The organism is Salmonella sp. NW645 (genome assembly GCF_051703725.1).
GTDB lineage: Bacteria > Pseudomonadota > Gammaproteobacteria > Enterobacterales > Enterobacteriaceae > Salmonella > Salmonella enterica.
This window is the reverse complement of the sequence record NZ_JAMMKR010000010.1, coordinates 15,975-37,941: the sequence shown is the minus strand read 5'-3', so window position 1 is coordinate 37,941 and position 21,967 is coordinate 15,975. Positions and strand designations below refer to the sequence as shown.

Here is a 21,967-nt window from a genome sequence, read left to right as displayed (position 1 = left end):
GTGATGGATCTTTAATTTTACGATCCGCCTCGCATCGTGAGGACTATCCTTCAATCGGATCGACGTCCAGAACCCATTTAACTTTCCGCGCTTCAGGGAGCGTATTGATCAACGCCAGCGTGCCGCTGATGATGTGTTGCAGGCGAATCCGTGAAGGATGCTGAAGTAAAATTTGCCAGCGATAGCGGCCGCCGCGTTTTGGCGCGAGGGCCGGAACCGGACCTAAGATCCACAGCTTATCGTCTGATAGCGGGCTGGCCTGAATCAGATTACGCAACTGCTGGAGAAAGACGGGCGCCTGCTGATTGTTGTGATCCTCTGCGCGAATAATGACGTGGCTGGTCCACGGTGGAAGCTGGAGCGTTTGCCGTTCCGCCAGCGCCTGTTCCGCAAACGCATCATAGCCTTTATACAGTAACGTTTGCAGCAGGGGATGCTCAGGATGGTGCGTTTGGAGCACCACTTCGCCCTGTTTACCCGCGCGCCCGGCGCGGCCGGAAACCTGAGTGTAGAGCTGGGCGAAGCGTTCCGCCGAACGAAAATCTGCGGAAAAAAGCGCGCCATCGACGTCCAGCAACGCCACCAGCGTGACGTCCGGAAAGTGATGGCCTTTCGCCAGCATTTGTGTGCCTATCAGAATGCGCGCTCCGCCGCGGTGAACTTCCGCCAGATGCTGCTCCAGCTCGCCTTTACGACTGGTGGTATCACGGTCGATTCGTGAGATCGGCACGCCGGGGAAGAAGGGCGCCAGCACCTGCTCCAGTTGTTCCGTCCCTAACCCAACCGGTAGCATATGTGTGGAGCCGCAGGAGGGGCACTGACGCGGTACCGGACGCTGGCTGTCGCAGTGATGACAGCGTAAATGATGCTGCGCCTGGTGCAGCGTGTAGTAGTGATCGCAACGCGGGCACTCCGCAATCCAGCCGCAGTCGTGGCAAAGCAGCGCGGGCGCGAATCCCCGGCGGTTAAGAAATAAAATTACCTGATTGTCGGCCTGGAGATGTTGGCGCATACGGGCGATAAGGGCGGGCGCCAGTCCCGCCTGAAGACGCTGGCCTTTTAAATCCAGTACATGCTGCAGGGCTGGGCGGGCGTTGCCTGCGCGCCGCGTCAGACGCAGCATCCGGTATTTTTTCTGCCGCACGTTGCATAGCGTTTCCAGGGCTGGGGTGGCGGAGCCGAGAATAATCGGGATCTGTTCGCTATGGGCGCGATACACAGCCAAATCGCGGGCATGGTAGCGCCACCCTTCCTGCTGTTTATAAGAGCTGTCGTGCTCTTCGTCGATGACAATCACGCCAAGATTTTTAAACGGCGTAAACAGCGAGGAGCGCGTGCCGATGACAATCGCCGCTTCGCCGTTTTTCGCTTTCAGCCATGCCGAAAGACGCTCGCTGTCGTTTAGCCCGGAATGCAGCACTTCCACCGGCGCGTTAAAACGTTCGCGAAAACGGGCGATCGTTTGCGGCGTCAGGCCGATTTCCGGCACCATCACCAGCGCCTGTTTGCCCTGGGCGAGGACGTTTTCCAGTACGCTCAGATACACTTCGGTCTTGCCGGAACCGGTTACGCCTGCCAGCAACCAGGCGGAGAAACCGTCCGACGCGCTGTGAATCGCGCCGACTGCTGTCGCCTGTTCGGTATTCAGCCGCAGGCGCTCTCCTGTGACGGCATAATGCTCCCGCCAGTCGGTAAACGCGGGCGTTTCACTGGCAAGCTCACAAAGCCCCTTACGCCGCAGCGTTTGCAGCGTGGCGTCAGTAAAATCAAGCTCGGCTACCTGATAGCGCCAGATCTTTCCTTGCCGCAGCGCCGCCAACGCCTGTTGTTGTTTGGCGGAGCGTTTCAGGCTGTTGATGTCGACGGCTTGCCCCTCTTCGGTGGCGAACCAATACCATAGGGGCGCGTTGCTGGCTGGTTTTCCCTGACGCAATAAAACCGGCAGAGCGTGAAACAGAACGTCGCCGAGGGGATGGTGGTAGTAATCCGCCGCCCAGAGGAGTAAGCGCCAGATGGAGGGAGAAAAGATTGGCTCGTTATCCAGGATTTCAATGACCGATTTTAATTCATCGAGCGGCAATTCGCTGTGGTCGCTAACCGAGACGACAATGCCCACGCGCTCTTGCTGCTTGCCGAACGGCACGCGCACGCGGCACCCGGCTTTGGCGACCCCGCCTTCCGGCAGCAGGTAATCAAAGGTTCGGGGAAGCGGAACGGGCAAGGCAACGTGCGCGACGGACATAGCATCTTCCTGACTTGAAATTTCGTCGGGTAGTATACACATTACGATAAGGGAGCGCGGATCAGTTTGCATACGGTGGTCAAATTCTGTATGATTCGCCGCCTTTGGTGCGTGTTGTGAGCATCAAACCCTTTACTATTAACTTCGCGTGGTGTCTGGCGTTAGGGCTGGAAGAGCGACGCGGCCTTACACTGAGGTTCCCCATGAAAAAAGGTATTCACCCGAATTACGTAGAAATTACTGCAACCTGTTCTTGCGGTAATGTTATCAAAACCCACTCTACCGTGGGTCACGACCTGAACCTGGACGTGTGCGGCAAATGCCACCCGTTCTTCACTGGTAAGCAGCGTGTTGTTGATACCGGTGGTCGTGTTGAGCGCTTCAACAAGCGCTTCAGCATCCCTGGCAGCAAATAAGTTACCGCCAGAAAAAAAGCGCCGCAGGGCGCTTTTTTTGTTTTCTAGGGATAACAGTATTTGTTCAGACACATTCTGTGATCCGTAATCGCTTTCATTACGCTTCCTGCCGTGAGTTTTAACGAAGGATTTATAGTCAGTCCCGCGCTTTCCAGCCCCTTCGCTGTCCATTTATTGCAGGTATTGAGTATGCCGTAGCGGCCATTCGCGGCGTAAAACTGGCTATCGCCGTAAATTCCTTGTTTTAACGGAATCAGATTACCCTCTGCGTCACGCGCAAAGCTGCGGCCCAGATAACGCATCAGACTGTTACGCTGGTTTGTGTGCAGGAGCAGTGATTTTATCTCGCTACCGGCGAAATAGCGTTCTGGTTTACCGGAAAAGGCGACGATGTGCATAACCGCGCCGGATGACCAGAACATGGCCTGGAGCGTAAGCGCGGTGGTTATTTCTTGTGACTGATAAAAGCCCTTATCGCCCCAGCCGATTTCATACCACTGCGTCTCCTGAGCGAACCGTTTTTTAAGCTGTGGCAGAACGGTATTAACATCATGGGCCGGCGCAATAATTCCCGTGTGCCAGCCATGACTGACGATATAGATTTCCGTCGGGGAGGGATGTCCGCCTGTCGTAGGTTTTACGGCTTGTGGAAAGGTTGTGCAGCCATATAGCAGTAAACTTAACCAGGCGATAAAGAGATTTTTCATGACATATCACCAGCAAAGGCGCGGTATGTTGTGGCGTTTGTCTAATGACGCTGCGTTTATCGGGTCGGTGCCGGATTGGTAATTCATTGATATTTTTGCATTCCTCTTCGAGGGCAATAAGGCGAATGTCATAACTACAATACGTTTTAACCATTCAGGCGGAAGTTAGCTTCCGCCTGTTTTACTTTTACTATCTCGCTTTATTTTTTAAACATCTGCTCTGGATCGATAATCAGCGCCCGATAACCCAGCATACCGGCACGGTTACTGTGTACTTTTAGCTCCAGCATCACATCCTGAGTACCGTCTTTGACTTCATCCAGAACGGAAACGATCGGTTTTGTACCGCTCATTCCCGCTGTAGCCGAGTACATGAGCATCGTTTTGGTTTCCGGGCGATATTCCGTGACGGAAGTAATGGCGCTGTACCAGTCAAAACCGCGCTCTTTACCATATTCCCACATTTGGGAAACCGTCATATTTTTTTCGTCAATCTGATATTCCACGCCGCGGGAATATTTCATTGACGGCATGGCCGGTTGTTCCATGCCGCGCGCATCGCCGTTATCAAAGGCGGTCACGACGGTTTTACCTCCGGTGCTTTTGGATGGCACTAACCAACCGGTATGTTGTGTCCATGTCCAGTCAAATCCACCGTCGCAGTGGTGCGCTTCGCAGGTCAGCGGTTTACCGTTGCTGTCTACGGGTTTCAGCACTTTTTTCGCCAGTTCGCCTTTCCAGCCGGATGGATCGGAAAGTATCCATTTCACTTTTTTATCGCGACCAATTTTGATGATGGCAGACTGGTGGCGCGAGCTAATGATAATGCTGTCGTCGCGAGGATCGTAGCTGACGGAGTTGACATGCGCCCAGTTGCGGCCCGGGCCGGAACCCGCGATATCGCCGAAGGGTTGCTTTGCAAGCTGCTCTTTGGTCATGACCTGACCGGAATGTTCGGCATCGACGCTCAAACATACCGCTCCCTGATCCATCGCCAGAATAACGTCGTCACGATAGGGGTCGAGGATTTTTGGCAGATCCCAGTAATCGACGGTATCGCCGTTCTGGTCAACTTCAAGAATATGATCACGTACCGTATTGATGGTGTATTTACCATTTAATGGATAATTTTCTTTTGCGACACGCAGCAGGTAGGTGCCTTTCGGCGTTTCGGTAATGGCGTGCGAAAAATCAATAAATCCTTTTGGCAGTCGTTTATCGGAAATAACGCGGCCTAAGAAATCATATTTAAAGTAACGTTGACCCTGGCCAAAAATAAGATTGCCATCGTTAACCTGATGGAAGCTCATCATGGAACCAAAGCGCGTTATATCATCCTGGTTACGGAATTTATCAATATTCATATAGCCGCGAACATCGCCATTCGTATCGCTAATCCAGTTGATACCGGTATAATCCCAGTTTGCCGCGCCGCCTGCGACATGCATAATGTGGCCGGCTCTTGGCATCCCTGTTATATGGTTAAAAAGATATAAGCGATTTTTAAGCGAGCTATCGACTTTAACCGGTTCTACCGTAGGAAGAACGGCAGTTTGCCCGGTAGTAGAGGGTAATGATACCGGTGCGGCGTAAATGGACCACGTATAAGTTTGTTTTTTACCTTCTTCAGTCCAGTCAACTTTAACTTTATTGACATAATCTGGATACAAGCCAAATACAGGTATGCCGTCATGGGTATTTATAGCCTGCGGGCCGACATCATAACTGATCGGGATACCTTTTTCCCCTTTCCCTAAAACGGTAACCTTCACGTCCTGTACATTATGATTGGCTTTATTAATGATTGCTGTTAATGGGAAAACGCCGCCGTAGGGGGCGACATCGACCATACCTAATGGCCCTTCATGTACTGGAATGACATCTGCTGATGCGACCATTGGCCTGTTTGGGTCTAAAACGCCTGAGGCCAAAACGCTGCCGCTCAAACACAGGCAGCATAATACAGGTAAGACTTTCCTTGTAAATAACATATTTATTTCCCCATTCGATATTATCGATAAGTTGAATGTATATTAACTTTCTTATTTGTTGGAGATGAAAAAAACATTTAAAAAAGTAAAACAATCCGCGGAGGGGAATAATGATGTTGGTCACAAATATGAGGTGTCTATGGTCTTTTTAACAATACTCATCGTTATACTATTTGTTCAGTAAATATATGGTGGTGTATTATTATTCATGTGCGCTTTGCTACGTGAAACTTTAAATAAAGATTGGAAGTTTAAATATAATAAAATTATATCGGTTATGGCATGCCGGGAATTTTTTTCAGGAAAATAACGAAGAGAAACTTATCATGTCTGACAAATTTATCCACCGAGGGCTATTCGGGAAGATGAACATTTAGAAAAATGTCGGAGATAGCCGTGTACGGCGGGAATCGTTAAAAAAGCGCGGCCAGAGGCGTTCTGACCGCATGCTTTGCTATCAGTATTCCCACGTTTCCGGGTCAATCCCCATCTCACGCATGATCTCTTTTGCCGCTTCCGGGATTTCATCGCTGCGCTCTTTTCGCAGATCGGCATCATCCGGCAAGGGTTGCCCGGTAAAGGCGTGCAGAAATGCTTCACACAACAGCTCGCTGTTGGTGGCGTGGCGCAGGTTGTTCACCTGACGACGCGTACGTTCATCGGTGAGGATTTTTAACACCTTCAGAGGAATGGAAACCGTAATTTTTTTGACTTGCTCACTCTTCTTACCGTGCTCAGCGTATGGGCTGATATATTCGCCGCTCCATTCAGCCATGAGATACTTAATCCTCTTCGTCATTAATATTGAGGTCTGAACCTGAGCCCGGACCATAATCGCGCGTAGTTTACCGTAGTGGCGCGGCCCTGACACGAAGTTAGCGGTCGCAGATGTGCGCTAATGCATATAATTTTAACGGCTATTTGCGGTTTGCTCAATCTATACGCAAAGAAGTTTAGATGTCCAGATGTATTGACGTCTATTGTGGTAGTGGTTAATCTGTGGCCTGACTTTCACCGACTCAGCCAGGAATATCTTCATATGACGCGTAAACAGGCCACTATCGCAGTGCGTAGCGGATTAAACGACGACGAGCAATACGGCTGCGTTGTGCCGCCAATCCATCTCTCCAGTACCTATAACTTTACCGGTTTCAATGAGCCGCGCGCGCATGATTATTCCCGCCGCGGTAATCCCACGCGTGATGTGGTTCAGCGCGCATTAGCGGAACTGGAAGGCGGCGCGGGCGCGGTATTGACGAATACCGGCATGTCGGCGATTCATCTGGTCACCACCGTTTTCCTCAAGCCGGGCGATCTGCTGGTCGCGCCGCATGATTGCTATGGTGGCAGTTATCGTCTGTTTGACAGTCTGGCGACACGCGGCTGTTATCGTGTGCGGTTTGTCGATCAGGGCGATGAACGCGCCTTACAGGCGGCGCTGGAAGAAAAACCGAAGCTGGTGCTGGTAGAAAGTCCAAGTAATCCATTGTTACGCGTGGTGGATATTGCGAAAATCTGTCGGCTGGCGCGCGAGGCGGGCGCAGTGAGCGTCGTTGATAACACGTTTTTAAGCCCGGCGCTGCAAAATCCGCTGGCGTTGGGTGCCGATCTGGTGTTGCATTCATGCACGAAATATCTCAACGGTCATTCGGATGTCGTGGCCGGCGTGGTGATTGCTAAAGATCCGGAAATGGTCACTGAACTGGCGTGGTGGGCGAATAATATTGGCGTGACGGGCGGGGCGTTTGATAGTTATCTGCTGCTGCGTGGTTTGCGAACTCTGGTGCCGCGTATGGAGCTGGCGCAGCGCAACGCGCAGGCGATTGTGGATTACCTGCAAACCCAGCCGTTGGTGAAAAAACTGTATCACCCGTCGCTGCCGGAAAATCAGGGGCATGAAATTGCCGCGCGCCAGCAAAAAGGCTTTGGCGCAATGTTGAGTTTTGAACTGGATGGGGATGAGGAGACGCTGCGTCGTTTTCTGGGCGGGCTGTCGCTGTTTACGCTGGCGGAATCTTTAGGGGGAGTGGAAAGTTTGATCTCTCACGCCGCCACCATGACGCATGCCGGTATGTCGCCGCAGGCGCGTGCCGCCGCCGGGATCTCCGAAACGCTACTGCGTATCTCCACCGGTATTGAAGATGGCGAAGATTTAATTGCCGACCTGGAAAATGGCTTCCGGGCTGCAAACAAGGGGTAAACATGAGTGTGATTGCGCAGGCAGGGGCGAAAGGTCGTCAACTGCATAAATTTGGCGGCAGTAGTCTGGCGGATGTGAAGTGTTACCTGCGTGTCGCAGGCATTATGGCGGAGTATTCGCAGCCTGACGATATGATGGTAGTGTCCGCCGCAGGCAGTACCACCAACCAGTTGATTAGCTGGCTCAAGTTAAGCCAGACCGATCGCCTTTCTGCGCATCAGGTATTACAGACGTTACGCCGCTACCAGTGCGATCTGATTAGCGGGCTGCTTCCCGCCGACGCGGCAGATGACTTAACCAGCGCTTTTATCAGCGATCTGGAACGTCTTGCCGCCTTGCTCGACGGCGGCGTAACGGATGCCGTCTATGCCGAGATTGTCGGACACGGCGAAATTTGGTCGGCGAGATTGATGTCCGCCGTCCTGAATCAGCAGGGGCTGGATGCCGCCTGGCTGGACGCGCGCGCATTTTTACGCGCCGAACGCGCCGCACAGCCGCAGGTTGATGAAGGGCTATCTTATCCTTTATTGCAACAGCTACTGGCGCAGCATCCTGGCAAACGTCTGGTCGTGACCGGCTTTATCAGCCGCAATCATGACGGCGAAACGGTCCTGTTAGGCCGGAACGGTTCCGACTATTCCGCCACGCAAATCGGCGCGCTGGCGGGCGTTTCCCGCGTGACCATCTGGAGCGATGTCGCGGGCGTTTATAGTGCCGACCCGCGCAAAGTGAAAGATGCCTGCCTGCTGCCGTTGCTGCGTTTGGACGAAGCCAGCGAGCTGGCGCGTCTGGCGGCGCCTGTTCTGCACGCCCGCACGCTACAGCCAGTGTCCGGCAGCGATATCGATTTGCAGTTGCGCTGTAGCTACACGCCGGATCAAGGTTCAACCCGAATTGAACGGGTGCTGGCTTCCGGGACGGGCGCGCGTATCGTGACCAGTCACGATGATATCTGTCTGATTGAGTTTCAGGTGCCCGCCAGCCAGGATTTCAGGCTGGCGCATAAAGAGCTCGACCACATTTTAAAACGGGCGCAGGTGCGTCCGCTGGCGGTGGGCGTGCATCGCGATCGCCAGTTATTACAGTTCTGCTATACCGCCGAGGTAGCGGATAGCGTACTGAAACTCCTCGACGATGTCGGGCTGCCGGGCGAATTGCGCCTGCGGCAGGGGCTGGCGCTGGTGGCGATGGTCGGTGCGGGCGTCACTCGCAATCCGCTACACTGCCATCGCTTCTGGCAGCAGCTTAAAGGTCAGCCAGTGGAATTTACCTGGCAGTCGGAGGAGGGCATCAGTCTGGTGGCGGTGCTGCGTACCGGCCCGACTGAGAGCCTGATTCAGGGGCTGCATCAGTCGGTTTTCCGCGCCGAAAAACGCATCGGCCTGATGCTGTTCGGTAAGGGGAACATCGGTTCCCGTTGGCTGGAACTGTTTGCCCGTGAACAAAGCACGCTTTCCGCGCGTACTGGTTTTGAATTTGTGCTGGCGGGCGTGGTAGATAGCCGCCGTAGCCTGCTGAATTATGAAGGGCTGGACGCCAGCCGCGCGCTGGCATTCTTTGATGATGAAGCCGTTGAGCAGGACGAAGAGTCGCTATTCCTGTGGATGCGTGCGCATCCGTATGATGATTTAGTGGTGCTGGATGTGACAGCAAGCGAGCAACTGGCCGATCAGTACCTTGATTTCGCCAGCCACGGTTTTCATGTGATTAGCGCTAATAAACTGGCGGGCGCAAGCGCCAGCGATAAGTATCGCCAGATTCATGACGCGTTTGAAAAAACCGGGCGTTACTGGCTGTATAACGCCACCGTGGGCGCGGGATTGCCGATCAACCACACGGTGCGGGATCTGATTGACAGTGGCGATACGATTCTCTCGATCAGCGGGATCTTCTCCGGGACGCTATCCTGGCTGTTCCTGCAATTTGACGGCACGGTGCCGTTTACCGATCTGGTGGATCAGGCCTGGCAGCAGGGGCTGACCGAACCCGATCCGCGCGTCGATCTTTCCGGAAAAGATGTCATGCGTAAGCTGGTGATTCTGGCGCGCGAGGCGGGATACGACATCGAGCCGGATCAGGTGCGTGTAGAATCGTTGGTGCCGGCGCACTGTGAAGAAGGGTCTATCGATCACTTTTTCGAAAACGGCGACGCGCTGAATGAACAGATGGTGCAGCGTCTGGAGGCAGCCCGCGAACTGGGGCTGGTGTTGCGTTACGTGGCGCGTTTCGACGCCAATGGCAAAGCGCGCGTCGGCGTTGAAGCGGTGCGTCCGGAGCATCCGCTGGCGGCGCTGCTGCCGTGCGATAATGTCTTTGCTATTGAAAGCCGCTGGTATCGCGATAACCCGTTGGTGATCCGTGGGCCGGGCGCGGGTCGCGATGTGACCGCCGGGGCGATTCAGTCTGACATCAACCGCCTGGCGCAGCTATTGTAATACGCCTGCCTGCCGGATAGCGGCTTCGCCAGATCCGGCAGCGGGCAAACCGGGGTATCTGTTTATTCTTCGTCAGATGCGTTTTCTGCATTGGCGACGATAAATCGATTCATCTTCGCCTGAATAATGGCTATGCCGACAGGGGGGAACAGCAAGGCCCAAAATAGCGCCCAGCCGCTCTGTATCCCCGTATTTTCGTTTGCATTCGCCAGCAATGTTCGGATTTCGCCGCTAAGCGTCAGACACAATATTGCTGTGCTATGATAAGCCTGACTACGTCAGATGGGCCATTTATGCAAACGAGAATAACACCAATACGATCGGCTGGAATAGACAGTGATTTACTCCAAAAATAAACACCATACGACGATCCCAGCGAACTGATAAAAGAGAGCACCAAAAAGAAAAAAGTGATCCCCCAGAATCGATAGCTACTCAGGAGATCGGCGCAGGTCCATTTTTTATCTGACATTGACGGTAAAGTAATTTCCATATTTATCCCTTGTTTTCCATAGAAAATAAGAATGTATAGAACTATTTAAATTGATAATAAATATTGATTATGTGAATAACGTTTATAGCCGATTTTAACTTAAAACGAAGGGCCATTTTATCAAATAGTTCTATTCTTTTTCAGCGTATAAAAGCAGGATGTGAGGTGATTAAATCTATAGCGCCTTCTGAATGATAATCTGTGATTTTTTATGCGTGGCATTACATCATTGGGTTAAATGTGATTCCATTGTGAGTTATATTTTTCCGTCAGCAAATACAGAATTTGCGTGACGCGTTTGGCGGAATAGTGGGCGCTTTGCTGGAATTCAGGTTGTTGCCATAGCCAGGTAACAAAGCGGCGACTGGCCGCCAGATTAACGGCGACACCTTGTTCTAAGTGGGAACCAGTTAACGAACAGACCATTTTGCGGTTGTGACCTTGCCCCCAGAGTTGCCACTGATTTTGCCACCATCCCTGCCATGTTTTGCCTAACAGTTGCCACTCTGCGCGGCAATCGTCATCGTTTATCTCTTCCTCAACGAACCACAGCGAGGAGAGACGCTGGCGAAACCGCTCCGCCCATGCCGTAATGACCGCGCCGCGCAAAAAACACTCATGGGCAATGATGTGTGTCGTGACATCAGGAAAGCGGTTTTTCAGCACCCGAAAATGACCATGCGCCGTAATGACCGGGCGAAGTATTGTTCCTTGCGCGTTACGTTTAAGCGCCGCCGGGCCATACTGAATCTCATCGAACTGACTGCGCTGTAAAAATTGCCGTTCTTTAATGGCGATACGGTGGATAATATCGCCATCCTCACCCTCGGGCGGCGCAATTCCTTTCCAGTGGTAATGCAAACTCTTTCCGGCAGAAAGTAACGTGAAATTGCTGGAAAGGTGAAGAACATTGCCGCGAACAGCGTCAAAACTGAATAAAAAGTACAATTGCTGGAAGGCATTCGCTCCCTGAAACGGTACGAGCAGCGGAATACTGCAAATCTGTTCCGGCGTTTCGGCGACATTCAGCGCGTGCTGTTTTGGCGTCCAGACCTTCTTACAGTACTGGCACTGAAGTCGCTGCGTTCCGCCGGGATTACGTCCATAACGAATCCATGTTTTTTGATAGCAGTCGGGGCAAAAGTGACCATGCTCTTTGGCATATTGCGCGATATAAGCAGACGCCCAGCGGCGAAATTCCCCCTCGTTGAAGAGCGGTGGATAACTGCCGCAGGCTCGACAGTGCAATGCCGGATAACCCAGGCGATAGTCCGGCCACACATAATCCGGCGAGTCAGGCAGCCCAAGATTGCGACAACCAGCGCTTTTGCAGGCATTAATGGTGAACAGAGGCGGCATACATTTTACCAACGATTTTGGCAGGTCGTTGATTCTGCCTTCATAAAACGGTACGCGGATGTGAGGACTCTCACATAAAAAAACCTTTCAGAACGTAACGTAGCGAATCTTTATATGACTGAAAGGGACTTATTTATGAAAGTAAAACTGCTTGCTGCCGGTATTTTGTTCACGCTGCCGTTCTGGGCCTGCGCTAAAGATGTCACCATTATTTACACCAACGATCTACACGCCCATGTGGAGCCTTATAAAGTGCCGTGGATTGCTGACGGTAAACGCGATATTGGCGGTTGGGCCAATATCACCACGTTGGTGAAGCAGGAAAAAGCCAAAAATAAGGCGACGTGGTTTTTTGATGCCGGAGATTACTTTACCGGGCCGTATATCAGCAGCCTGACCAAGGGTAAAGCGATTATCGATATTTTGAATACCATGCAGTATGACGCTGCCACTATCGGTAATCATGAGTTCGATCATGGCTGGGACAATACATTGTTGCAACTGAGCCGGGCGAAATTCCCTATCGTACAGGGCAATATTTTTTATGAGGACAGCAGTAAATCCTTCTGGGATAAGCCGTACACCATTGTTGAAAAAGATGGCGTCAAGATTGGCGTAATCGGCTTACACGGTGTCTTTGCTTTTAATGATACGGTTTCTGCCGCGACGCGCGTAGGCATTGAGGCACGCGATGAAATTAAGTGGCTGCAACGTTACATTGATGAACTTAAAGGTAAAGTCGATCTGACCGTGGCGCTGATTCACGAAGGCACCCCGGCCCGCCAGTCCAGCATGGGGAATACCGATGTGCGACGCGCGCTGGATAAAGATATTCAGACCGCAAGTCAGGTAAAAGGGCTGGATATTTTGATTACCGGCCACGCGCATGTCGGTACGCCGGAACCGATTAAAGTCGGCAATACGCTGATCCTCTCAACGGACAGCGGCGGTATTGATGTGGGTAAACTGGTGCTGGATTACAAAGAGAAACCACACCACTTTACGGTGAAGAACTTCGAGCTGAAGACCATTTTTGCTGATGAGTGGAAGCCCGATCCGCAAACGAAACAGGTGATCGACGGCTGGAACAAAAAGCTCGATAAAGTCGTGCAGCAGACGGTGGCGCAGTCGCCGGTTGAGCTGACCCGCGCGTATGGCGAATCGTCGTCGCTGGGGAACCTGGCGGCGGATGCGCTGCTTTTTACGGCGGGGAAAGACACCCAGTTAGCGCTTACTAACTCTGGCGGTATCCGCAACGAAATCCCGGCTGGCGCGGTGACGATGGGGGCGGTAATCAGTACCTTCCCGTTCCCTAATGAACTGGTCACGATGGATTTAACCGGTAAACAATTGCGCAGCCTGATGGAGCATGGCGCTGGATTAAGCAACGGCGTATTGCAGGTGTCTAAAGGGCTGGAGATGAAGTATGACAGCAGCAAACCTCTCGGCCAGCGGGTTACCGTGCTGACGCTCAATGGCAAACCGATTGACGATGCGGCGGTTTATCACATCGCCACCAACAGCTTCCTTGCCGACGGCGGCGATGGTTTTGCGGCGTTCACGGAAGGCCAGGCGCGGAATACCTCCGGCGGCTACTATGTGTCGAATGCGATAGTTGATTACTTTAAGGCGGGCAACACCATCACGGATGAGCAGCTCAAAGGGATGCGCGTTGCGGATGTGAAGAAGTAATTTCCCCTGCCGCGGCGCGTTCAGTGTCGCGGCGTGACATGAAGAAAATTCAACTTTGCTGAATATTCCTCATTCTTTGGCGTGATTTTTCAGTTGACGTCCTTCTGCTTTTCCGTCATTTTTACATCTGGACGTCTAAACGGATAGATGTTTACAACACAACAAATAATAACATGCGATTGATGAGGTAAGGTATGAGCTTTTTTCACGCCAACCAGCGGGAAGCCCTGAATCAGAGCCTGGCGGAAGTACAGGGTCAGATTAACGTTTCGTTTGAATTTTTCCCGCCGCGCACCAGTGAAATGGAGCAAACCCTGTGGAACTCCATCGATCGCCTGAGCAGTCTGAAACCGAAGTTTGTTTCGGTAACGTATGGCGCCAACTCCGGGGAGCGCGACCGCACCCATAGCGTTATTAAAGGCATTAAAGAGCGTACTGGGCTTGAGGCCGCGCCGCACCTTACCTGTATTGACGCCACGCGCGATGAGCTGCGCACCATCGCCCGCGACTACTGGAATAACGGTATCCGCCACATTGTCGCTTTGCGCGGCGATTTGCCGCCGGGCAGCGGTAAGCCGGAGATGTACGCCGCCGATCTGGTTGGTTTGCTCAAAGAGGTGGCCGATTTCGATATTTCAGTAGCGGCCTATCCGGAGGTACATCCGGAAGCGAAAAGCGCGCAGGCCGATCTGCTTAATCTGAAGCGTAAAGTGGATGCTGGCGCTAACCGCGCGATAACCCAATTTTTCTTCGATGTGGAAAGCTATCTGCGTTTTCGTGACCGCTGTGTTTCCGCCGGTATCGACGTAGAAATTATTCCCGGCATTTTACCGGTGTCTAATTTTAAACAGGCGAAAAAATTTGCCGATATGACCAATGTCCGCATTCCGTCCTGGATGTCACTGATGTTTGAGGGGCTGGATGATGACGCAGAAACCCGCAAGCTGGTGGGCGCTAACATTGCGATGGACATGGTGAAAATTTTAAGCCGCGAAGGAGTGAAGGATTTCCACTTCTACACGTTGAATCGTGCGGAAATGAGTTATGCCATTTGCCACACGCTGGGCGTAAGACCCGGTTTATAATCTCCAGCTCCCTGCCGGGAGCTTTATTACACCTCATATTGATCTACATCTCTGTAACTAAAAATATAAAAGGTATTAGCTATCGAATCTGTGGATTAATTCAACTATATCTATTTGCTCCTGGTGTATATCGTAACGGTAACACTTTAAAAGGGAGCTGAGATATGAGCACGACCGACGATACCCATAACACGTTATCCACTGGAAAATGTCCTTTCCATCAGGGGGGGCATGACCGAAGCGCAGGCGCAGGGACAGCCAGCCGCGACTGGTGGCCGAACCAGCTTCGTGTGGATCTTTTGAATCAACATTCCAACCGTTCTAACCCGTTGGGTGAAGACTTTGACTACCGCAAAGAGTTTAGCAAGTTAGACTACTCCGCCCTGAAAGGGGATCTCAAGGCGCTGCTGACCGATTCACAACCGTGGTGGCCCGCCGACTGGGGCAGCTATGTCGGTTTGTTTATTCGTATGGCCTGGCATGGCGCTGGCACCTACCGTTCTATTGATGGTCGTGGCGGCGCGGGTCGTGGTCAACAGCGTTTTGCGCCGCTTAACTCCTGGCCGGATAACGTCAGCCTGGATAAGGCGCGTCGTTTGTTGTGGCCGATTAAGCAGAAATATGGCCAGAAAATTTCCTGGGCCGACCTGTTTATTCTGGCGGGTAACGTGGCGCTGGAAAACTCCGGCTTCCGTACCTTCGGTTTCGGCGCCGGGCGTGAAGATGTCTGGGAACCGGATCTGGATGTGAACTGGGGCGATGAAAAAGCCTGGTTGACTCACCGACACCCTGAAGCGCTGGCAAAAGCGCCGCTGGGCGCGACCGAGATGGGCCTTATCTACGTTAACCCGGAAGGGCCGGATCACAGCGGCGAACCACTTTCTGCCGCCGCCGCTATTCGCGCTACCTTTGGCAATATGGGGATGAACGACGAAGAGACCGTGGCGTTGATCGCTGGCGGGCATACCCTCGGTAAAACCCACGGCGCGGCAGCGGCATCCCATGTAGGGGCCGATCCGGAAGCCGCGCCGATTGAAGCGCAGGGCTTAGGTTGGGCCAGCAGCTATGGTAGCGGCGTTGGCGCGGATGCTATCACCTCCGGGCTGGAAGTGGTCTGGACGCAGACGCCGACCCAGTGGAGCAACTATTTCTTCGAGAACCTGTTCAAATATGAGTGGGTACAAACCCGTAGTCCGGCTGGCGCTATCCAGTTTGAAGCGGTAGACGCGCCGGACATCATCCCGGACCCGTTCGATCCGTCGAAAAAACGTAAGCCAACCATGCTGGTCACCGACCTGACGCTGCGTTTTGATCCGGAGTTCGAGAAGATTTCCCGTCGTTTCCTTAACGATCCGCAGGCCTTTAATGAAGCCTTTGCTCGTGCCTGGTTCAAACTGACGCACAGAGATATGGGACCAAAAGCGCGTTATATCGGACCGGAAGTGCCGAAAGAAGATCTGATCTGGCAGGACCCGTTGCCGCAACCGCTCTATCAGCCAACACAGGAAGACATTATCAACCTGAAAGCGGCGATCGCTGCATCCGGGCTTTCTATTAGCGAGATGGTTTCGGTTGCCTGGGCATCCGCGTCTACTTTCCGCGGCGGCGATAAGCGTGGCGGCGCTAACGGCGCGCGTCTGGCATTAGCGCCTCAGCGCGACTGGGAGGTCAACGCCGTTGCGGCTCGCGTTCTGCCGGTATTAGAAGAGATCCAGAAAACGACGAATAAAGCTTCGCTGGCCGATATTATTGTGCTGGCGGGCGTGGTCGGTATCGAGCAGGCGGCCGCTGCTGCGGGTGTCAGCATCAGCGTACCTTTTGCACCGGGCCGGGTGGATGCGCGTCAGGATCAGACCGACATCGAGATGTTCTCGCTGCTTGAACCGATTGCCGATGGATTCCGTAACTATCGTGCGCGTCTGGATGTGTCGACGACCGAATCGCTGTTGATTGATAAAGCGCAGCAGTTAACGTTGACCGCGCCGGAAATGACGGTACTGGTTGGCGGGATGCGTGTGCTGGGAACCAACTTTGACGGCAGCCAGAACGGTGTCTTTACCGACAGACCGGGCGTGCTCAGCACAGACTTCTTCGCTAATCTGCTGGATATGCGTTACGAGTGGAAACCGACCGACGAATCTAATGAGCTGTTCGAAGGCCGGGATCGTCTGACTGGCGAGGTGAAATACACGGCTACCCGCGCCGATCTGGTGTTTGGTTCCAACTCCGTACTGCGCGCGCTGGCGGAAGTTTACGCGTGTAGCGATGCGCACGAGAAGTTTGTGAAGGACTTCGTCGCGGCATGGGTGAAAGTGATGAACCTGGACCGTTTCGATCTGTTGTAAATCTTATGCCGGATGACGCTAACGCTTATCCGGCCTACCGTCTCATATGCCCACCGGGCAAAAAAATCCCCGCGCAATTGCGGGGATTTTTCATTGCAAGCCGACCTTATTCCCATTCCTGCAAGAAGCGTTGACCGTACTGGTCGGCGACCAGCAGCGCGGCGTACACTTCATCCGGCGTTGCGCCGCCAGGCATGTTATGAATAGTTTCACCTTCTGCGCAGGAGGCTTCCGCGACGGTGCGCATTTTGGCCGGGATATCCTGTTTAATATCCAGTTGCGCCAGCGTAATCGGCAGGCCAACGGAATGGCACAGCGCCGCAACGGTTTCGATTTCTTCGACCGGCGCGTTTTCCAGCACCAGTTGCGTCAGCGTACCGAAAGCGACCTTCTCACCGTGATAATAGTGGTGCGCATCCGGAATCGCCGTTAAACCGTTATGAATCGCGTGCGCTGCGGCCAGACCGCCGCTTTCAAAACCGACCCCGCTCAGGTAGGTGTTGGCTTCGATGACGCGCTCCAGCGCTGGCGTGACGACGTGCTGTTCGGCGGCCAACATGGCTTTTTCGCCTTCTTCGATCAGCGTGTTATAGCATAGCTCCGCCAGCGCCAGCGCGGCCTGTGTACACTTGCCGCCCGCCATTGTGGTGGCGCCGCTGCGTGAGCAGGCGCGCGCTTCAAACCAGGTCGCCAGTGCATCGCCGATACCGGCTGCCAGCAGACGCGCCGGCGCGCCCGCCACTATCTGCGTATCGACAATGACCATATTCGGGTTATGCGGCAGCAACAGATAACGGTCAAACTCACCGGCATCGGTATAAATAACCGAGAGCGCGCTGCACGGTGCGTCGGTAGAGGCGATGGTCGGCGCGATAGCGACCGGGACGTTCATAAAATGCGCCAGCGCTTTGGCGGTATCCAGCGTTTTACCGCCGCCGATACCCAGTACGGCGCCACACTGACTTTTTTCGGCGACGGCGCGCAGCCTGTCGATCTCATTTTGCGAACATTCGCCGCCAAACGGGGCGATTTCTACTGACAAACCGGCATCCGTCAGGCTTTTGCGCAGCGTCTCTTCGGCAAATCCCAGCACGAATTTATCGCCCACAACCAGCCAGTTGTTCGCCATTGGTTTTAAATAATCGCCAAGACGCGCGATGACGTTTGCACCCTGAATATACTTACCTGGTGACTGAATAATGCGATCCATACATTTCTCCCCTACAGGTTCAGATTACCAAAAGCGTTTTTCCAGTCTTGCTCAAACTTCTCTATTGCTGACTCTACCGCAGGCGTATTGAGCATTTGTTGCGCTACATCTAAAGGAAGGGTAATCGCCTGGCAACCTGCCAGTAAGCAATCCAGCGCCTGCCGCGGTGTTTTAAAGCTGGCCGCCAGCACCATGCTGTCGGGAGCGTGATGTTCCAGTAGCGTTTGCAGCTCCTGAACCATACGAATGCCATCGCCGCCCTGCGCATCAACGCGGTTGACGTAGGGAGCGACATATTTTGCGCCCGCCAGCGCCGCCAGCAGGCCCTGCGATGCGCTGTAGACGGCGGTGCCCAGCGTCACGATGCCTTCTTTTTTCAGCAATTTAATCGCTGCAAGACCTTCGGCGGTCACCGGAATTTTAACCACAATGCCGGGGATGGCGTTATTCAGCCGTTTGGCTTCTTCCACCATCCCTTTCGCGTCGCGGCTCATGGTCTGCGCAAATAAAGTGCCTTCTTCGCCGATGGCGTTTTGCAGCCTGGGCAGCACATCCCAGATAGATTCTTTGCTGGCTGCCACAATGCTTGGATTGGTGGTGACGCCGGCAATCGGGAAAATGCGCGCCAGACGTTCAACTTCCGCTACGTTAGCGGTATCCAGATAGAGTTCCATAGTCTTTCTCTTCGTGAGTTTTCGTTATGGACAGGATAAAGGAGCGTGTCCCGGATGCGCTATGTGACAAATCTGCCAAAAACTGGACAAATGTGATGCTCTTGGTAAAGTGTGATTTACTTCACAAGTTGGTGATGATTAACGTATAACGTGCTGTTGTATGCCATGTGGGGGAGTGAGGTTTTTGCATTGATATTACAATAATCCAGTAAATGCGCGTTTTATCTACTGTATTCTCTTTATTGGCGTGTGGATTATTTCTCCGTTAGCTGGCTGTGATACTGGCGGCGATACTCCGACGGCGAGCGTTCCGTATTTTTGCGAAACAGGCGGCAGAAATAGTTACTGTCGACAAAGCCGCAGCGGTGCGCCACCTCTTTCACTTTCAGGTCATAGCCCTTCAGCAACGTTTTGGCGTGTTCCAGTCGCGTATGGTTCAGGTATTCGTTAAAGCCGATGGCCCCCGTTTTCTGGAACAGGTGCGAGAGGTAATTTGGCGAGATATAAAACGCCTGTGCTACCGATTCGCGCGTCAACGGCGCGGCGTAGCGTTCATCAATATACTCCCGAATGGCTTCAAAAAGCGCGCGGCTGCGGGAGGCGGTCTGGATTTGGCTGCCGAGCAGATCGCGGCAATGGCTTAGTAGGCTGGCGACAATCAATCTGGCCGTTTGCTGCTCTTGCGGCTGCATCTGCATCTCATTAAGCGTTTGTAACAGGAACGAGCCTATACGCGGGCCGCGGCGCGCAACGTGCTGTTTCGTGAGGTTTTGATGCTGCTGACCATCCCAGTGGACTACGCTGAAACCTAACTGCTGTTTGCCAAACAGAATGCTCAGGGTGGTGACGGGCGTTTGCCACTGCGGGATGTTCCAGCCGCCAGCCGGAACGTAGAGAACATCGCAAGGAATGAGCGGGGCGGTAATGCTCATGTCAGTAAGCTCGCCCTCCAGCACAATCTCCAGCCGCGGAAAATCCACCTGGTACGCCAGTTCCGGCGCTGGGCCGCTGGCGCTGGCAAAATAAATCTGGCGCAGCGGCAGCGGACCGTTGATGAGACGGGAGAGAAGGTGGCTGACGTCGTGATACATGATAATCCCCTGCCGATCGCAAACAGAGGAAACAGTAACGTCGAAAACCGATGTCCTCAAGCGATTATTGCCGGATAGCGGCGCTTTGCGCCTTATCCGGACTACGGGAGAGAAGCACGCCAGGCCCGATAAGCGTTAGCGTTATCGGGCAGCATACAGGCTATTGATTACCGACCTGATCGCCATACGGCAACGTATCATAATCAATCAGCGCGTTTTTCTTATACGGGTTGCCAATCCAGCGCGTGGTCTCTTTGAACTGCGGGTTGGTGATGGAACGTGTCGGGTCGTAACCATCATAGGTCAGGCCCGCTAAGTCCGACCAGGTATGGATAAGCTCGGAACTGCTGTACTTACGATCGACATCCTGTGAGAAGTCGCGCGGATGCGCCGCCTGCCATTTCTCTGAGGTCCACAGCAGGAACGGCACCGTATACATATGACGGGTTGGCGAATCTTCGTTTCGTCCCTGCGTCTTATGCGGCGGCGTGTCATACACTTCTTCACCGTGATCGGAGAAGTAGAGCAGGAAACCGTTCGGATCGGTCGCTTTATAGTCCTTAATCAGGCTGGCGACAACATAGTCGTTATACAGATTCGCGTTGTCGTAATCGTTATACGACTCCAGTTCGTCGCTGCTTAATCCCGGCGGAACATGGTCGGTTTTACCATCAAACTTGCCCTGGTTTTCTGGATAGCGGAACTTGTATTTAATGTGCGTTCCCAGCAGATGCACAATAATGAATTTTTTCGGCGCCGGGTCGGCTAACACCGCTTTAAACGGCGCCAGCACGTTGCTGTCATATTCGCGTGCGCTTTGAGTGCGCTGCTGGTTCATATAGAACTGCTTATCAGTCTGCTTAGAGAACACGGTCAGCATGGTATTACGCGCCGTCATCGTCTGCTGGTTAGTGATCCAGAAGGTTTTATACCCGGCCTGTTTCATCATATTCATCAGCGATGGCTTCGTCAGATACCAGTCCGGGTTCTTTTCGTCCGCGAACGTTAGCGCCTGTTGCAGAATCTCAATGGTGTACGGTCGCGAAGTTACCACATTATTAAACACGGTCAGCCCGGGGTCGGTTTTATGCAGTGCGTCCAGTTCCGGCGTGGTTTCGCGCGGATAACCGTACAGACTCATACGGCCACGCTGGGTCGATTCGCCAATCACCAGTACCAGCGTGCGCGGCGCATCGCCGGAGTGGTCCTGGAAGTTAGCCAGCGGCGGCAGGGCATCGTTTTCATTCAGCAGTTTATTCAGCGAAGCGAGCTGTAAACGGTACTGATAGTAGCCAGTAATAAATTGCCACGGCGCGGCGGGCTCCATTCGTGACGCCAGGCTATCCAGCGTTTTCTCCATCGACTTATGCTTGATAAAGGTATTCATCGCGATGGGATGGAGGATCAGCCCGTACAGCAGGGCAAACGACACCAGATAGCGCCAGGGGGATGGAATATAAACCGGGCGCAGACGTGTCCACAGCAGAATCGCCGCTACCGTATAAGCCAGCGCGACAAGAACAATTTTCAGACTGAAATATTGGCTTAAATATTCGCTGGCTTCATTGGCGTTGGTTTCAAACATCACAAACAGCACGCTTTGCGAGAACTCCTGCCCGTAGATTACGTAATAGCTCAGCGCCGCCAGCGAGGCGGCCCAAAGTACGACGCCAATAACGGCAGCAATAACCCGGATGCGGCCTGGAAACAGAAAGACCGGGATCAGCCACAGTGAGCTGTACAGTAGCGAATCCCGCAGACCGTTTGTCCCACTGTATCCGGTGAGATAAATAATGGCCTGCAGGAGGGTGGAAAAGAACCAAAAGTAGAGCAGTGCCCAGCCCAGGGCTTTCCAGCTAAACGCGGGTTTAGTCTGGAGTAATGTGGATTGCATAATGAGAGCCTGTCTTTAATCGTAGCGCCAAACGTAACGCCTGAACCTTAAAAGAATCTGAAGCAAACCTGCTTTATGCCGCACGTTTTGCTAAGAAAGATTTACAAATGCATAAAATGCAGACAGGAATATA

15 protein-coding genes and 1 pseudogene are annotated in these 21,967 nt (G+C 53.1%); 6 read left to right on the top strand and 10 right to left on the bottom strand.

Annotated features, from left to right (window positions below; translation table 11 throughout):
- Positions 1-43: 43 nt before the first annotated feature.
- A complete protein-coding gene (gene priA / locus NA389_RS19100; RefSeq protein ID WP_000109395.1) occupies positions 44-2,242 on the bottom strand; it encodes a primosomal protein N' in 2,199 nt (732 codons plus the stop codon).
- Positions 2,243-2,445: 203 nt separating this feature from the next.
- On the opposite strand from priA, the gene rpmE reads away from it, so the two are divergent.
- The gene (gene rpmE, locus NA389_RS19095) at positions 2,446-2,658 is read left to right on the top strand and encodes a 50S ribosomal protein L31 (RefSeq protein ID WP_000715284.1); all 213 of its coding nucleotides are present in this window, start codon (positions 2,446-2,448) and stop codon (positions 2,656-2,658) included.
- Positions 2,659-2,702: 44 nt separating this feature from the next.
- On the opposite strand, the gene NA389_RS19090 is transcribed toward rpmE, so the two are convergent.
- The 3 genes from NA389_RS19090 to metJ form a co-directional block, all read right to left on the bottom strand.
- Entirely contained in the window at positions 2,703-3,365 is a 663-nt protein-coding gene (locus NA389_RS19090) for a TIGR02117 family protein (protein WP_000792791.1), read from the bottom strand.
- Between the two features lie 200 nt (positions 3,366-3,565).
- The gene (locus NA389_RS19085) at positions 3,566-5,356 is read right to left on the bottom strand and encodes an aryl-sulfate sulfotransferase (protein WP_000899640.1); all 1,791 of its coding nucleotides are present in this window, start codon (positions 5,354-5,356) and stop codon (positions 3,566-3,568) included.
- Positions 5,357-5,813: 457 nt separating this feature from the next.
- A complete protein-coding gene (metJ, locus tag NA389_RS19080) occupies positions 5,814-6,131 on the bottom strand; it encodes a met regulon transcriptional regulator MetJ (RefSeq protein ID WP_000852811.1) in 318 nt (105 codons plus the stop codon).
- A 264-nt stretch (positions 6,132-6,395) separates the two neighbouring features.
- Between metJ and metB the strand changes: the two genes are divergently transcribed.
- Together metB and metL are read left to right on the top strand one after the other, a co-directional pair.
- Entirely contained in the window at positions 6,396-7,556 is a 1,161-nt protein-coding gene (gene metB / locus NA389_RS19075; RefSeq protein ID WP_000197211.1) for a cystathionine gamma-synthase, read from the top strand.
- 2 nt (positions 7,557-7,558) lie between these two features.
- Positions 7,559-9,991 carry a bifunctional aspartate kinase/homoserine dehydrogenase II gene (gene metL, locus NA389_RS19070; RefSeq protein ID WP_000110807.1) on the top strand — a complete coding sequence of 811 codons (2,433 nt, stop codon included), beginning with the start codon at positions 7,559-7,561 and terminating at the stop codon, positions 9,989-9,991.
- A gap of 62 nt (positions 9,992-10,053) precedes the next feature.
- On the opposite strand, the pseudogene NA389_RS19065 reads toward metL, so the two are convergent.
- Positions 10,054-10,484: pseudogene (locus tag NA389_RS19065) on the bottom strand (hypothetical protein).
- Positions 10,485-10,718: 234 nt separating this feature from the next.
- On the bottom strand, positions 10,719-11,843 hold the full coding sequence (locus NA389_RS19060) for a hypothetical protein (protein WP_001134815.1): 1,125 nt from the start codon (positions 11,841-11,843) through the stop codon (positions 10,719-10,721).
- Positions 11,844-11,978: 135 nt separating this feature from the next.
- Between NA389_RS19060 and NA389_RS19055 the strand changes: the two genes are divergently transcribed.
- The 3 genes from NA389_RS19055 (at position 11,979) to katG (ending at position 16,965) form a co-directional block, all read left to right on the top strand.
- Complete coding sequence (locus NA389_RS19055; RefSeq protein ID WP_000865250.1) at positions 11,979-13,535, top strand: bifunctional metallophosphatase/5'-nucleotidase; 1,557 nt, start codon at positions 11,979-11,981, stop codon at positions 13,533-13,535.
- A 194-nt stretch (positions 13,536-13,729) separates the two neighbouring features.
- Complete coding sequence (gene metF, locus NA389_RS19050; RefSeq protein WP_000007507.1) at positions 13,730-14,620, top strand: methylenetetrahydrofolate reductase; 891 nt, start codon at positions 13,730-13,732, stop codon at positions 14,618-14,620.
- A 164-nt stretch (positions 14,621-14,784) separates the two neighbouring features.
- Positions 14,785-16,965, top strand: coding sequence for a catalase/peroxidase HPI (gene katG / locus NA389_RS19045; protein ID WP_000108117.1), 2,181 nt, complete (start codon positions 14,785-14,787; stop codon positions 16,963-16,965).
- Positions 16,966-17,071: 106 nt separating this feature from the next.
- On the opposite strand, the gene gldA is transcribed toward katG, so the two are convergent.
- From gldA to NA389_RS19025, 4 genes are all read right to left on the bottom strand, one after another.
- Positions 17,072-18,175: a bifunctional L-1,2-propanediol dehydrogenase/glycerol dehydrogenase gene (gene gldA / locus NA389_RS19040; RefSeq protein WP_000374031.1), complete on the bottom strand. Its 1,104-nt coding sequence runs from the start codon at positions 18,173-18,175 to the stop codon at positions 17,072-17,074.
- 11 nt (positions 18,176-18,186) lie between these two features.
- Positions 18,187-18,849: a fructose-6-phosphate aldolase gene (fsa, locus tag NA389_RS19035; protein ID WP_000424866.1), complete on the bottom strand. Its 663-nt coding sequence runs from the start codon at positions 18,847-18,849 to the stop codon at positions 18,187-18,189.
- A gap of 254 nt (positions 18,850-19,103) precedes the next feature.
- Positions 19,104-19,940 carry a helix-turn-helix transcriptional regulator gene (locus NA389_RS19030; RefSeq protein ID WP_000274595.1) on the bottom strand — a complete coding sequence of 279 codons (837 nt, stop codon included), beginning with the start codon at positions 19,938-19,940 and terminating at the stop codon, positions 19,104-19,106.
- Between the two features lie 160 nt (positions 19,941-20,100).
- Entirely contained in the window at positions 20,101-21,834 is a 1,734-nt protein-coding gene (locus NA389_RS19025; RefSeq protein WP_001192092.1) for a phosphoethanolamine transferase CptA, read from the bottom strand.
- Positions 21,835-21,967: the final 133 nt, after the last annotated feature.

Bases quoted from the DNA above. Each gene is read 5' to 3' on its own strand.
- priA (WP_000109395.1), bottom strand. From the start codon at position 2,242: ATGTCCGTCGCGCACGTTGCCTTGCCCGTTCCGCTTCCCCGAACCTTT.
- rpmE (WP_000715284.1), top strand. From the start codon at position 2,446: ATGAAAAAAGGTATTCACCCGAATTACGTAGAAATTACTGCAACCTGT.
- NA389_RS19090 (WP_000792791.1), bottom strand. From the start codon at position 3,365: ATGAAAAATCTCTTTATCGCCTGGTTAAGTTTACTGCTATATGGCTGC.
- NA389_RS19085 (WP_000899640.1), bottom strand. From the start codon at position 5,356: ATGTTATTTACAAGGAAAGTCTTACCTGTATTATGCTGCCTGTGTTTG.
- metJ (WP_000852811.1), bottom strand. From the start codon at position 6,131: ATGGCTGAATGGAGCGGCGAATATATCAGCCCATACGCTGAGCACGGT.
- metB (WP_000197211.1), top strand. From the start codon at position 6,396: ATGACGCGTAAACAGGCCACTATCGCAGTGCGTAGCGGATTAAACGAC.
- metL (WP_000110807.1), top strand. From the start codon at position 7,559: ATGAGTGTGATTGCGCAGGCAGGGGCGAAAGGTCGTCAACTGCATAAA.
- NA389_RS19060 (WP_001134815.1), bottom strand. From the start codon at position 11,843: ATGCCGCCTCTGTTCACCATTAATGCCTGCAAAAGCGCTGGTTGTCGC.
- NA389_RS19055 (WP_000865250.1), top strand. From the start codon at position 11,979: ATGAAAGTAAAACTGCTTGCTGCCGGTATTTTGTTCACGCTGCCGTTC.
- metF (WP_000007507.1), top strand. From the start codon at position 13,730: ATGAGCTTTTTTCACGCCAACCAGCGGGAAGCCCTGAATCAGAGCCTG.
- katG (WP_000108117.1), top strand. From the start codon at position 14,785: ATGAGCACGACCGACGATACCCATAACACGTTATCCACTGGAAAATGT.
- gldA (WP_000374031.1), bottom strand. From the start codon at position 18,175: ATGGATCGCATTATTCAGTCACCAGGTAAGTATATTCAGGGTGCAAAC.
- fsa (WP_000424866.1), bottom strand. From the start codon at position 18,849: ATGGAACTCTATCTGGATACCGCTAACGTAGCGGAAGTTGAACGTCTG.
- NA389_RS19030 (WP_000274595.1), bottom strand. From the start codon at position 19,940: ATGTATCACGACGTCAGCCACCTTCTCTCCCGTCTCATCAACGGTCCG.
- NA389_RS19025 (WP_001192092.1), bottom strand. From the start codon at position 21,834: ATGCAATCCACATTACTCCAGACTAAACCCGCGTTTAGCTGGAAAGCC.